General features: G+C 74.6%; 9 protein-coding genes and 3 tRNA genes. 9 read left to right on the top strand and 3 right to left on the bottom strand.

From position 1 onward, the window contains the following. Nucleotides 1-100 precede the first annotated feature (100 nt). Nucleotides 101-685: a TetR family transcriptional regulator gene (locus ABZ840_RS04325; protein WP_361553053.1), complete on the top strand. Its 585-nt coding sequence runs from the start codon at nt 101-103 to the stop codon at nt 683-685. Nucleotides 686-732: 47 nt separating this feature from the next. Here the strand turns inward: ABZ840_RS04325 and ABZ840_RS04320 are convergent, their stop codons facing one another. Together ABZ840_RS04320 and ABZ840_RS04315 are read right to left on the bottom strand one after the other, a co-directional pair. Continuing rightward, entirely contained in the window at nt 733-5,097 is a 4,365-nt protein-coding gene (locus ABZ840_RS04320; protein ID WP_361553050.1) for a PAS domain-containing protein, read from the bottom strand. A 314-nt stretch (nt 5,098-5,411) separates the two neighbouring features. Then, on the bottom strand, nt 5,412-5,879 hold the full coding sequence (locus ABZ840_RS04315; RefSeq protein ID WP_361553047.1) for an SSI family serine proteinase inhibitor: 468 nt from the start codon (nt 5,877-5,879) through the stop codon (nt 5,412-5,414). A gap of 280 nt (nt 5,880-6,159) precedes the next feature. Here ABZ840_RS04315 and ABZ840_RS04310 point away from each other — a divergent pair. The 3 genes from ABZ840_RS04310 to ABZ840_RS04300 all read left to right on the top strand — a co-directional run bounded on the left by ABZ840_RS04310 (nt 6,160) and on the right by ABZ840_RS04300 (nt 6,743). Then, nucleotides 6,160-6,253: transfer RNA gene (locus tag ABZ840_RS04310), tRNA-Ser, on the top strand. A 180-nt stretch (nt 6,254-6,433) separates the two neighbouring features. Beyond that, nucleotides 6,434-6,506: transfer RNA gene (locus ABZ840_RS04305), tRNA-Arg, on the top strand. A 164-nt stretch (nt 6,507-6,670) separates the two neighbouring features. Then, nucleotides 6,671-6,743: transfer RNA gene (locus tag ABZ840_RS04300), tRNA-Arg, on the top strand. A 60-nt stretch (nt 6,744-6,803) separates the two neighbouring features. On the opposite strand, the gene ABZ840_RS04295 is transcribed toward ABZ840_RS04300, so the two are convergent. Next, nucleotides 6,804-7,571, bottom strand: a complete 768-nt coding sequence (locus tag ABZ840_RS04295) for an NAD(P)H-dependent oxidoreductase (protein ID WP_361553044.1) — start codon at nt 7,569-7,571, stop codon at nt 6,804-6,806. Nucleotides 7,572-7,642: 71 nt separating this feature from the next. Here ABZ840_RS04295 and ABZ840_RS04290 point away from each other — a divergent pair, with 71 nt between their 5' ends. The 5 genes from ABZ840_RS04290 to ABZ840_RS04270 all read left to right on the top strand — a co-directional run bounded on the left by ABZ840_RS04290 (nt 7,643) and on the right by ABZ840_RS04270 (nt 13,024). Further along, entirely contained in the window at nt 7,643-8,662 is a 1,020-nt protein-coding gene (locus ABZ840_RS04290; RefSeq protein WP_361553041.1) for a helix-turn-helix domain-containing protein, read from the top strand. 13 nt (nt 8,663-8,675) lie between these two features. Then, nucleotides 8,676-9,602: a DUF2797 domain-containing protein gene (locus tag ABZ840_RS04285; RefSeq protein WP_361553039.1), complete on the top strand. Its 927-nt coding sequence runs from the start codon at nt 8,676-8,678 to the stop codon at nt 9,600-9,602. After that, the gene (locus ABZ840_RS04280) at nt 9,599-10,504 is read left to right on the top strand and encodes an amidohydrolase family protein (RefSeq protein ID WP_361553905.1); all 906 of its coding nucleotides are present in this window, start codon (nt 9,599-9,601) and stop codon (nt 10,502-10,504) included. Before ABZ840_RS04285 ends, ABZ840_RS04280 begins: the two co-directional genes overlap by 4 nt. A 199-nt stretch (nt 10,505-10,703) precedes the next feature. After that, a complete protein-coding gene (locus ABZ840_RS04275; protein ID WP_361553036.1) occupies nt 10,704-11,456 on the top strand; it encodes a response regulator transcription factor in 753 nt (250 codons plus the stop codon). 14 nt (nt 11,457-11,470) lie between these two features. Next, entirely contained in the window at nt 11,471-13,024 is a 1,554-nt protein-coding gene (locus ABZ840_RS04270) for a HAMP domain-containing sensor histidine kinase (RefSeq protein WP_361553034.1), read from the top strand. The last annotated feature ends 61 nt before the right edge of the window (nt 13,025-13,085 follow it).

Below are 13,085 nucleotides of genomic sequence, written 5' to 3'. Positions count from 1 at the left end.
GCTGGCGGTGGCTTCCTCCCCGATAGCAACCAACTGGTTGGTTGTAAGTTTCGGCACGTGTGCCGGTCGTGTCAACCAAACAGTTGGTTACGCTGATTCCATGACAGGGACCAGGGACCCCGCGGCGACCAAGGCCCGCATCTTCGAAGCGGCGGCCGCCGAGTTCGCCGCGTACGGCATCGCGGGTGCCCGCATCGACCGGATCGCCCGCGAGGCCAAGGCCAACAAGCAGCTCATCTACGCCTACTTCGGCAACAAGAGCGAGCTGTTCGCGCAGGTCCTGGAGCAGCGGCTGGTCGACCACGCCCGCAACATGCCGGTCGACGCCGACGACCCGGACGCCTGGGTCGACCGGTTGCTGGAGTACCACGACACCCACCCGCAACTGCTGCGGCTGCTGATGTGGGAGGGGCTGGAGTACGGCACCGGCGCCATCCCGCGCGAGGACGAGCGCACCGCGCACTGGGACCGCAAGGCCGAGGTCTTCGCCGACGCCCAGCGCCGGGGCGTCATTGGTGCCGCCCTGCCGCCCCGCGATCTGGCGTTCATCCTGCTCGGCGTGGCGGCCTGGTACACGGCCATGCCGCAGATGCGGCGCATCCTGGTCGGCGACACGGACGAGGCCAGGGCCCGGCTGCGCGAGTCGATCCGTACGACGGTACGGCGGATCATCAGCAAGCCGTAGCCCGCGTCAGTTCGCGCCGCTCCGCGTCAGTCCGCCCCGGCCCCGTGTCAGTTCGTGCCGATCTTGGCCAGCAGGTCGACGATCCGGCCCTGTACGTCCGGGCTGGTGGACCGCTCGGCGAGGAACAGCACCGTCTCGCCCGAGGCCAGCCGCGGCAGTTGGGCGGGGTCCGTGTCGGCGGCGGTGTAGACGACCAGCGGGGTGCGGTTCAGCAGCCCGTTCGCGCGCAGCCAGTCCACGATCCCGGCCCGTCGGCGGCGCACCTGCATCAGGTCCATCACCACGAGGTTGGGCCGGACCTGGGTGGCCAGGCTGACCGCGTCCGCGTCCGTCGCGGCCCGCGCGACCTGCATGCCGCGCCGCTCCAGCGAGGCGGTGAGCGCGCCCGCGACGGCGTCGTTCTCCTCGATCAGCAGCACCCGCGGCGGGTGCTGCTCGCTGTCGCGCGGCGCGAGCGCCTTGAGCAGTACGGCCGGGTCGGCACCGTACGCCGCCTCGCGGGTCGCCTGGCCCAGCCCGGCCGTGACCAGGACGGGCACCTCGGCGGCGCCCGCGGCCTGGCGCAGCGACTGCAGCGCCTTGCGGGTGATCGGCCCGGTCAGCGGGTCGACGAAGAGCGCGGCCGGATACGCCGCGATCTGCGCGTCCACCTCCTCGCGGGAGTTGACGATCACCGGGCGGTAGCCGCGGTCGCTCAGCGCCTGCTGGGTCGAGGCGTCCGGCGCGGGCCACACCAGGAGCCGACGCGGATTGTCCAGCGGCTCGGGCGGCAGCTCGTCGTCCATGGGCGGCGGCTGGTGGTCGACGACCTCTATGGCGCCGTTCGGACCGTCCAGCGGCTCCGGGCCCTCCTGGCCCTCGTCCGGCGCGGAGATCGCGAACGCGCGGCCCTCGGTGGACTCCATCAGCGGCGGCGGTGCCTGCGGCTGCGTGCCCTGCGGGGCGCGGGTGGCGGGCACCATCTCCGAGCCCGTACCGCGGTCGCCCTCCTGCGGCGGTGCGGCGAGCTTCCGGCGGCGGCCGGAACCGGCGCTGCCGGCGCCGCCGAGGGTGCCGCCACCGCTGGTGGCGTTCGGGTCGCCGGCCCCGGTGCCCTGACCGCCCGCGGCGGGCTGCCCGTGGCGGGCCGGCTGCCCGGGCATGCCCTGCTGACCGGGCTGGCCCTGCTGGCCGGGCTGGCCCTGCTGGCCCGGGTGGCCGTTCGGCTGGTGCTGGTCGGCGATCTGCTGGGAGAAGGGGACGCCCTGGCCGAGCGTGCGCACGCTGAACGCGCGGCCGTGCGACTGTCCGGCCGCCGGCCCCGCCTCCTCCTCCGGAGCGGGCAGCGGGCGGCGCCCCGCGCCCTGCTGACCGGGCAGCTGCTCACCCGGCGCCGACCGACGCGGACCCGGTACGGAGGCGGCCTGCGGTCCGGCGCCCGGCCGGCCGTCACCGGCGGCCTCGCCCTGCGGCCCGCCCTCGGACGGCCGCCCGTGCTGCGCGTGCTGACCCTGTGCCTGCTGTCCCTGGGTCTCCTGGCCGTGCGCTTCCTGGCCATGCGGTCCGGTTGCCTCGGTCGGGCTGGGGCGGCCACGGCGGCGGCCCGTCGGCGCGGGGGCCGGTGCCGCGGGTGCCGGTGAGGCGGGGGCCGCCGGGGTGTCCTCGGGGTGCGTGACCTGGCCCTCGGCGCCCACCACGAACGTACCGCTGGACTCGGAGTCGGCCATCGCGGCAGCCGCCCGCTCCTCGGCGGCGGCACGCCGCGCCCGGCGCCTGCCGGTCGGTGCGTCCCACTCGCCGCCGGTGGCCGGACCGGCACCGGCCACGGCGGGCAGTGCGCCACCGGGCACGGCGGTGCCGTCGGGTGTGCCTTCGGGGGCCTCCTCGGGAGCGGCCCGGCGGGCGCGGCGCCTGCCGGTTCCCGCGGGCACCGCGTTCCCGGGCCCGGCCGGGCCCGCCTGGGCGGGGAGCCGCGCACCGGGCGCACCGGGCGCACCGGGCACCTGCTCCCCGGCCGCACGCGGATCGGCGGTCTGCCCACCGGCCGCCTGCGCGCCGTTCGGCTGCGCACCCGGGGCCTGCCCGCCCGGAGCGGGCAGCGCGGGTCGCGGCTGCTGTGCGCCGGGCCGCTGCGGGGCCGAGGCCTGTGCGGTGTTCCGGTCGGCGGCGGCGGGCGGCAGCGCGAAGGGCGTACGCGGGCCCTGCTGCGCGGCTTGCGCGGCCGGTGCGCCACCGGCGTGCGCGGGGCTGAGCCCGGCGGGGCCCTGACCACCGGGCTGCGCCTGGCCGCCGTTCCGGCCGCCCTGGGCGCCCGGCGCTCGGCCGGGGCCGCCGTGCGGCTGTGCCGGGCCGGGACGGCCCGGGCCCGCGGCCGGGGTCAGCGCGCTCGCGGCCGACTGCGAAGGCTGCTGCTCGGCGCCCTGCGGCGCGTCCGGAACCCGGCCCGGGGCCTGTGCCGGCGGCACCTGGTCGGGAAGGGAGCGCCCGGCGGTGTCGGAGAGTGCCCGGCGCGCCCGGCGCCCGCCCGACGTCTGCCCCTGCTGCTCGCCGGCGGAACCGGCCGCGGCGGGCAGTGCGGGCAGCCCGCCGCCCGACGACTCCGCCTCGGGACGGCCCCGCCGCCGGCCGCCCGGCGGCACGGCCTCCGCGCCCGGCAGGCCCGTACCCGCGGTGCCGTCGCCGGCGCCGCGGCCGTCCGTACCGGCGCCCGGAGTACCGCCCGCCGGGGTGCTCGGGCCCCGGCCCCCTGAAGTCTGGCCCCCGGGCTGTCCGCCGGCCGTCGCGTCGGCGCCGTTCGTGCCGCCGCGGGCCCGTCGGCGTCCGCCCCCGGCAGTGCCGCCGTCCGTGCCGCCGGCCGGTGTCGCGGTCCCGGCGCCGTCGGACGCGGGCATCTCGGTCGTTCCGTCGGCGCAGGCCGCCTGCTGTCCGGCCGGTACGGGCGAGCCGTCGGCCTTGACCGGTACCTCCAGCACGTACGCGCTGCCGCCCGCGCCGCCCGGCACCTCGTGCGTCTGCAGCACGCCGCCGTGCAGCCGGACGATGCCGCGCACGATCGGGCCGTGCACCGGGTCGCCGCCGCTGTACGGGCCGCGCACCTCGATGCGGACGACCGCACCGCGCTTGGCCGCCGCGACCACGATCGTGGAGTCCCCGGCCGGCGCCACGCCCGAGGGGGTGTTGCCGGTGGAGTCGACGCCCGCGACGTCGGCGATCAGGTGGGACAGCGCCTGTGCCAGCCGCGTCGCGTCCACCTCGGCCTCGATCGGCGGGGCGTGCACCGCGAACTGCGCGCGTCCCGGCCCGATCAGCTCGACCGCGCCGTCGACGCCGGCGGCGACCACCGCGTCCAGCGAGACCTCGGTCCGCTGGAGCTTGTCCGTGCCCGCGTCGAGCTGCTGGTAGCTCAGGACGTTGTCCACCAGCGTCGTCATCCGGCTGTACCCGGCGGAGAGGTGGTGCAGGACCTGGTTGGCCTCCGGCCAGAGCTGGCCGGCCGGGTCGGACGCCAGCGTGCCCAGCTCGCCGCGGAGCTCCTCCAGCGGGCCGCGCAGCGACCGGTCCAGTACCGCGAGCAGCTGGCTCTGGCGGGCGGCGAGCGCGTCCATCGGGCGCCGGTCGGTGAAGGTCATGACGGCGCCGACGAGCTGGTCGCCGTCGCGTACCGGCGCGGTCGTCAGGTCGACGGAGACCGCGCGCCCGTCCTTGGCCCACAGCACCTGTGCGCGCACCCGGTGCTTGCGGCCGGACTTGAGGGTGTCGGCGAGCGGGGTCTCCGCCCAGGGGAGGGGGGTGCCGTCGGCGCGCGAGTGGTGGATGAGCGGGTGCAGTTCCTTGCCGCCCAGCTCGCTGGCGCGGTAGCCGAGGATCTGCGCGGCGGAGGGGTTGACGAGGACGACCTTGCCCTCCGCGTCCACGCCGACCACGCCCTCGGCCGCGGCACGCAGGATCATCTCCGTCTGGCGCTGCTGACGGGCCAGTTCGCTCTCGATGTCCAGCTGCCCGGAGAGGTCGCGGACGACGAGCATCAGCAGTTCGTCGCCGGTGTAGCTCGTGCGGTGGTCCGCGTACGCCGCCTCGAAGGACGACTCGTACGGGGTGCGGCCGTCCTCCAGGTTGGCGCTGGTCACCTCGACCAGCATCTCCGTACCGTCCGTGCGCCGCGCGACCATCCGGGTCGGCTTCTGCCGGCCGCCCTCGTGCGCGGTGTCGTCGGGGCGCCGCATGGAGCCGGGGATGCGCTTGGAGTCGAACGTCGGGAGCAGGTCCAGCAGGCCGCGGCCCACCAGGGCCGTGCCCGGCGCCTCGAACGTCTCCAGGGCGATGGTGTTGGCGTTGACGACCGTGCCGTTGCAGTTGACGAGCAACAGCGCGTCGGGCAAGGCGTCGAGTATGGCTGCGAGGCGAGCAGCGCCTCGGGATGGCCTGCTGCTCACGACGACGCTTCCTCCCTGATGACCGCATCTTGCCGACACCCCACCGGGGCGGGTGACTGAAACCCACTGTGGCGTGTCACTGAAAGGGAGTCTACGGGCACCGGGCGGGGACGCGGAGGCGGATGACGGGGAGGTAATGCCACGGGCCCGTGCGACTCGACGCACGCCCGACATGTGCCCCGCGTCCTGATCTGGCGCCCTACTTGGGCACGAAACCCGGCCGGACTTCGCGGGAAGCGGACGCCGACCTTCCGGCGCTCCCGATTCCGCTTCCCGCCTCTGACGTCGCCTTCCGGCCTTCCCGACGCGGCTCCTTACGCGCCGGCGGCGGGCAGCAGGGGCACGAGCTTGTCCCAGCGGCCGATCTCACAGCCGTTGTCCCGCTTGAAGGTGGCGTCGACCGGGCGCCCGGCCCAGCGGCCGGTCACGTGCGCGACGGCGGGGCCGCCGTACTGCATCGTGCAGGCAGTGCCGGGGTCCACCGGCGCGAAGGGGTCCTTGCCCCACCGCGTCACCTTGTCCAGCGTCCGGCACGCCTGCTCCGCCTTGGGGTGGTCGCCGCCGGTGGGGTGGCACTTCAGTACGTGGGTGCCGTCCAGTCCGGCGCTGCCGGACTCGGTGACGGTCACCTTGAGCTGATCCCCGCCCTTGGCCAGCGGGATCGGCGCCTGCCGGACCTGCTCCGAGGGGGTGACGGCGCCGGCCGTCGGCGCGGCGAGGGCCGGCACGAGGGCGCAGGTGGCGGCGGACAGGGCGAGAACGGCGATACGGCGCAGCGCCATCGGACTCTCCAGGCGTGGGGGTGGGACCGGGGACAGCGGGGGACCGGGACGGTTCCCCCTTCCCCTCTTAACGCTCCACTCCTCCGTACGTTGCGCAACCGCACGACTCCGCTGCGTACCGCCCCGTGGCGCCGGGCCCGCTCCGGGGTGTTTCCCGCCGGAAGTGCTTTGCTCAGCGGCCCGCGCGCCTAGTACCGTGGACCTCGATTGGTGACAGCACGCTGAGCTGTGCCATCATCTGCACACACCACTTCGCGCATCGCGCGGGGTGGCGTTGCGTGGAGGCGTCGCCTAGTCCGGTCTATGGCGCCGCACTGCTAATGCGGTTTGGGTCTTAAAGCCCATCGAGGGTTCAAATCCCTCCGCCTCCGCCAGTACGAAGCCCCGGCCAGCAGGCCGGGGCTTCGTCGTTGTCCGGGGGTCGCGCGAGGCCTGCTCAGGAGCTGTTTTCGCAGTTCAGGAGCGGTATGGGAAACGGATTTCGCGCACCGGCGCAGGTCATGTAATGTTGTTCCCGCAACGCCGACCGGTGATGAACACCGCCGGGAAGCCGAGCGCTCGTAGCTTAACGGATAGAGCATCTGACTACGGATCAGAAGGTTGCAGGTTCGAATCCTGCCGAGCGCACAGCGTGACAAAGCCCCCGCCGGTTCCCCCGGACGGGGGTTTTCTCATGAGGGGACGCGCGGGCCGGCGAAGGCCCCGGACCGGCGCCCGGAGCGAGCTCCCGCGCAGGTCATGTAAAGTGGTCCCGCAACGCCGACCGGTGGCGAACACCGCCGGGAAGCCGAGCGCTCGTAGCTTAACGGATAGAGCATCTGACTACGGATCAGAAGGTTGCAGGTTCGAATCCTGCCGAGCGCACAGCAACGCGAAGGCCCCGTCGAGAGATCGACGGGGCCTTCGGCGTTCCCGGCGCGGTCGTCAGTGGCGCCGGTGGATGGCGAGGTCCGTGCGGTCCGGGGCCAGGTCGGCGCGGAGGACCAGGTCCTCGTCGTAGTCGCCGCCGTTCTGGGTGCGGTACGGGAGCGGCGGGGTGGTGGCGAGGGTGCGGAGCCGCTCGCGGAGGCCGGCGGCGGCCTCGGCGTACTGGTCCGGGGAGACGCGGTTGGCCGCGGGGACCAGGAGCGGGGGCAGCACGGACATGCCGCTGTACCAGAAGGTGCCGTGCTGGAGGGGGAAGAGCACGGATTCCAGGCTGCCGTTGATGCCGCGGGGGCCGAGCGAGGGCTCGAAGGCGCCGGCGGTGAGGACGACCATGGCGCGCTTGCCGGCCAGGCGGCCCTCTCCGTAGCGCAGGGTGCGGCCCTGCCCGTCGGTGACGCCGTATCCGAAGCCCTTCACGAAGACGCGGTCGAACCAGCCCTTCAGGATCGCGGGCATGCCGTACCACCAGAGCGGGAACTGCACGATCACCGCGTCGGCCCAGTCGAGTTTCTCCTGCTCGGCGGCGATGTCGGGGGCCAGCCGCCCGCTGTCGTACGCCTGCTGGGAGCTGCGGGCGACGTCGAGCCGTTCGGTGCGGTCGTGGTCGAAGTCCTCGGCGTCGACGACCGGGTTCCACTTCATCGCGTACAGGTCGGAGACGCGCACCTCGTGGCCCGCCTCCTCCAGCGCGCGGATGCCCTCGTCCTTCAGGGAGCCGTTGAGGGAGCGGGATTCGGGGTGGGCGTAGAGCCAGAAAACCTTCATGAACACGATCTTGCGGCGCTGGCCGGCCCGAAACGAGTGGCCTGATAGCCAGGGTGTGCAAGGATCGGGCCATGAGTGCTTTCGCGAGCGGGCGGCACCGGGTCGCCGTACTGGTGCGGCACGGCATGCTGCCGATCGAGCTGGGCATCGTCCACCGCGTCTTCGGACAGGCGAAAACGGCCGCGGGCGAACCGCTCTACGAGGTGGTGACCTGCGCCGTCGAGCCCGGCGCGATACGGACGGACGCGGACTTCACGATCAACGTGGCGCACGGCCCGGAGGCGCTGGCCGAGGCGCAGACCGTGGTCGTGCCCGCCGCGCACGAGGACTACACGCCGGAGGAAGGGCGGCTCGATCCGCCGCTCGCGGCCGCGCTGGCCCGCATCCGGCCGGGTACCCGGGTGGCCTCGATCTGTACGGGCGCCTTCGTGCTGGCGGCGGCGGGCCTGCTGGAGGGGCGCCGGGCCACCACCCACTGGCGGTCCACGGACGACTTCCGGCGGCTGTTCCCGGGCGTGTGCCTGGACCCGGAGGTGCTCTACACCGAGGACGGCCACGTGCTGACCTCGGCGGGCGTGGCATCGGGGGTGGACCTGTGCCTGCACATGGTGCGCAGCGACTTCGGCTCGGGCGTGGCCAACGAGGTGGCGCGGAGCACGGTCGTACCGCCGCACCGGGAGGGCGGCCAGGCCCAGTACATCCAGCGGCCTGTGCCCAGCCGGCAGTTCGCCACGACGGGCGCTGCCCGGGCCTGGGCCCTGGAGCATCTGCACCGGCCGCTGACCCTGCGCGAGCTGGCCGCGCGCGAGTCGATGAGCGTACGGACCTTCACCCGGCGCTTCCGCGAGGAGGCCGGGCTCTCGCCGCTCCAGTGGCTCACCCAGCAGCGCGTCGAGCGGGCCCGGCAGCTGCTGGAGGACACCGATCTCTCGGTGGACCGGGTGGCGGCCGACGCCGGATTCGGCACCGCCGCGTCGCTGCGGCAGCATCTCCAGGTGGCGCTGGGCGTCTCGCCGAGCCAGTACCGCAGCACTTTCAGGGGGCCCGGCGCGGCGGACGAGCGGACGGAACGGGCCGTGTCCGCGGTGTGAGAGGGGCGGGACGATGTGGCGGTGCACGGGACCGCGGTGGTCGGGCGGCGCCTTCGGGCTCGGCTGGTACCACCCGGAGCGGGGCGAGGAGCGGCGCAGCACGCTGCCGGCCGGCCGGGCGCTGGCGTTCGCGGTGGAGGGCGAGCGGCGCTGCCTCGGCGTGTGGCGCGCCGGGCGGTGGATCGTCTGTCCGCACGCGGCGGTGCTCGACGGGGCGGGCGCGCGCGACCAGTGCCCGGACTGCGCGCGGCTGGACCGTTCGCGGTCGGTCGCCGCTGACACGATGGCCGACGATCCGCGCCCGTACGGCGTCTACCTGGCGTACTTCGGCCCCGGCCTGCTGAAGGTGGGGATCACCGCGGCCGAGCGGGGCGCGGCGCGGCTGCTGGAGCAGGGCGCGGTCGGGTACTCCTGGCTGGGGCACGGGCCGCTGATGGCCGCGCGGCGGGCCGAGGCACTGCTGGGGAGCGCGCTGGCGGTCCGTGACCGGTTCGCCAAGGCGGAGAAGCGGGCGGCGCGGCGGGCGCTGCCACCGGCCGCCGAGCGGGCCGCCGCGCTGGGTGCGCTGCACCGCGAGGCGCAGTCGCTGCCGGGCTGGCCGGAGGCGCTCCGGGCCGCCCCGTACGCGTACGAGGACCACTCCGAGGTGTTCGGGCTGGCCCGGATTCCGGTGGAGCCGGGGGCCGTGGGGGAGGTCGGGGCGCTGCGCGCGGGGGCCGAGGTCGCCGGGGAGGTGCTGGCCGCGGCCGGCTCCGACCTGTACCTGCGGCAAGAAGGGCAGGAGGGCCGCGGCGGGAGCGCGGTGCCGGTGGTGGTCCTGGACGCCCGGCTGCTGTCCGGATGGGTGCTGCGCGCCGCGGCGGGGAAGGTGACGACGGCGGACGTGGTGGTCCGGGCGGAGAGCGGTACGGACGAGGGACGGCAGGAGGGGTTGTTCTGAAGGCGCCGGAGGGGCCGCGCGGGACGGCGGCCGAAGGGGACGAGCGGGTCGGGGCGTTCTGGCGGGAGCTGGGGCTCCCCGGACTGATCGACGTGCACACGCACTTCATGCCGGAGCGCGTGCTGGCCAAGGTCTGGGCGTACTTTGACGCGGCAGGGCCGCTGGTGGGCCGGGAGTGGCCGATCACGTACCGGTACGAGGAGGACGAGCGTCTCGCCGTGCTGCGCGGCTTCGGCGTCCGCGCGTTCACCTCGATGATCTACCCGCACAAGCCCGGCATGGCGCGCTGGCTGAACGGTTGGGCGGCCGACTTCGCCGCCCGTACGCCCGACTGCCTGCGGACCGCGACCTTCTTCCCCGAGGACGGTGCCGCGGCGTACGTCCGGGAGGAACTGGCGGGCGGGGCGCGGATCTTCAAGGCGCATGTGCAGGTCGGCGCGTACGACCCGGCGGACGAGCGGCTCGACGAGGTGTGGGGGCTGCTGGCGGACGCCGGAGTGCCGGTGGTCACCCACTGCGGTTCGGGGCCCGCGCCCGGCAAGCACACCGGGCCCGAGCCGGTCGCACGGGTGCTGGCCCGGCATCCGCGGCTGACGCTGGTCGTCGCGCACATGGGGATGCCGGAGTACACCGACTTCCTGGACCTGGCGGAGCGGTACGGGAACGTCCACCTGGACACGACGATGAACTTCACCGACTTCGCCGAGCGGTCGGCGCCGTTCCCCCGGGAGGAGCGCGGGCGGCTGGCGGACCTCGGCGACCGGATCCTCTTCGGCAGCGACTTCCCGAACATCCCGTACGGCTACGCGCACGCGCTGGAGTCGCTGACGCGGCTGGAGTTGGGGGACGACTGGCTGCGCGGTGTGTGCCACGGGAACGCGGCCCGGCTGCTGGACCTCTGACAGCGGCGCCCGGCCCGCCCCTCGCACAGGGCCGATTGTCAGTGGTGCCTGCCATGCTCTTACTCAGTGGGACCGGCTGGACCGCGCGGGGGGCGGCCCAGCCGGTCGGACGCTCTTCTGCCGTGCCCGCCTGCGTTTCTCAGGAAATTCACAGGAACCGGAAAGGGCGCTCTCAGAGGCCGCCGCCAGGCTTGCCGGTATGACTGCCACAGCCGGATCGCCGCCCTCCGCGAAGAAGCAACCGGAACTGCTGCGCCCCGACGGGAGCCCGGTGCGCGTGCTCGTCGTCGACGACGAGGCGTCGCTCACCGACCTGCTCTCGATGGCGCTGCGCTACGAGGGCTGGGACATCCGTTCCGCCGGGGACGGTACGAGCGCGCTGCGGGCCGCGCGCGAGTGGCGGCCGGACGCGGTGCTCCTGGACGTCATGCTGCCCGACATGGACGGCCTGACCGTGCTGGGCCGGCTCCGCCGCGACCTGCCCGACGTGCCGGTGCTCTTCCTCACGGCCAAGGACGCCGTGGAGGACCGCATCACCGGGCTGACCGCGGGTGGTGACGACTACGTCACCAAGCCGTTCAGCCTGGAGGAGGTGGTCGCCCGGCTGCGCGGACTGCTGCGCCGGGCCGGTGCCGCCGCCGTGCGCGCGGAGTCGGTGCTCACGGTGGGCGACCTCGTGCTGGACGAGGACAGTCACGAGGTCTCGCGCGACGGGGTGGACATCCACCTCACGGCCACGGAGTTCGAGCTGCTGCGGTACCTCATGCGCAATCCGCGCCGGGTGCTCAGCAAGACCCAGATCCTGGACCGGGTGTGGAGCTACGACTTCGGCGGCCAGGCCAACGTCGTCGAGCTGTACATCTCCTACCTGCGGCGGAAGATCGACGCAGGCCGCAGCCCGATGATCCACACCCGGCGCGGCGCGGGCTATCTGATCAAGCCGGGCGAGTAGGCGGACCGACGCTCATGTTCCGTACCCCCGGCGGTCGTTCCGGCCGGCGACCGTGGTCCCTGCGTACCCGGCTGGTGGTGGCCGCGGTCGCGCTGATCGCCGTGGTCGCGACCGTCATCGGCACGGTCACGACGATCGCGCTGCACTCGTACCTCCAGACGCAGCTCGACGATCAGCTGCTGGACTCCGCCCGGCGCACCCAGGGCCCGGTCGCGATGCACGATCCGATGCAGCGGCGGAGCCTGGACTTCGTCGCGCTGCCGGGGCAGCCGATCGGCACCGTCGGCGGCCGGGTCACGCCCGACGGCGAGATCGCGGACGGGGCGAAGAACAACGACTCCAAGAGCCGCGTGCCCGCCGAGCACCTCGACGCGCTGAACGGCGCCCAGCTCCGGGCGCTGGAGGACGTCCCCCGGGACGGCCGGCCGCACACCGCCGCCCTGCCCGGCCTCGGCGACTACCGCGTCCAGTCCACCAAGGACGGTTCGGTGGTCGTGGGGCTGCCGCTGGCCCAGGTGGACGACACGGTCAACACGCTGATCGTGGTCGAGGTCTGTGTGACGGCCGCCGGGCTGGTCGCGGCAGGCATCGCGGGCGCCTCGATGGTCGGGTTCGCGCTGCGGCCGCTGCGCCGGGTCGCCGCGACCGCCACCCGCGTCTCCGAACTCCCGCTGCACGAGGGCGAGGTGGCGCTGCACGAGCGGGTGCCGGCCGCCGAGGCCGATCCGCGTACCGAGGTCGGCCAGGTCGGCGCGGCGCTCAACCGCATGCTGGGGCACGTCGGTTCGGCGCTGGCCGTGCGGCAGGAGAGCGAGACGCGGGTACGGCAGTTCGTCGCCGACGCCAGCCACGAGCTGCGTACGCCGCTCGCCTCCATCCGCGGCTACGCCGAGCTGACCCGGCGCGGCCGCGAGGAACCGGGCCCCGACACCCGGCACGCGCTGGGCCGCATCGAGTCCGAGGCGACCCGGATGACCGGGCTGGTGGAGGACCTGCTGCTGCTCGCCCGGCTGGACGCGGGCCGCCCGCTCTCGTACGCGAGCATCGATCTCTCCCCGCTGGTCGTGGACGCGGTCAGCGACGCCCGCGCGGCGGGTCCCGGGCACCGCTGGCGGCTCGAACTCCCCGAGGAACCCGCACTCGTACGGGCCGACGCGGCGCGCCTGCACCAGGTGCTGGTCAACCTGCTCGCCAACGCCCGTACGCACACCCCGGAGGGCACCACGGTCACCGCGCGGGTGGCCCGGCACGGCCCGTCCGTACTGCTGCGGATCGAGGACGACGGGCCCGGCATCCCGGCGGCGACGCTGCCGCACGTCTTCGAGCGGTTCGCGCGCGGCGACGCCTCGCGGTCGCGGTCCGCCGGGAGCACCGGCCTCGGCCTGGCCATCGTCCGCGCCGTGGTGGCCGCGCACGACGGCGAGGTGGGCGTGGACAGCGTGCCGGGACGGACCGTCTTCACGGTCCGGCTGCCCGCAGCCGCGCCCGGCGGCGAGCCCGCCGTGACGCACGCGACGGAGCCCGCCGAGGACTCACAGGCAGGGCACAGGCTCACCACACGGAGGTGACAGCGGGGCCGACGAACGTCGTTGCCATGACGACGACACAGCCGGCCCCGGGCCACTCCCG

Source organism: Streptomyces sp. NPDC047117 (genome assembly GCF_040643545.1).
Taxonomy (GTDB): Bacteria; Actinomycetota; Actinomycetes; order Streptomycetales; family Streptomycetaceae; genus Streptomyces.
The sequence above is the reverse complement of the archived record's forward strand: the minus strand, read 5'-3'. Positions and strand labels throughout refer to the sequence as shown.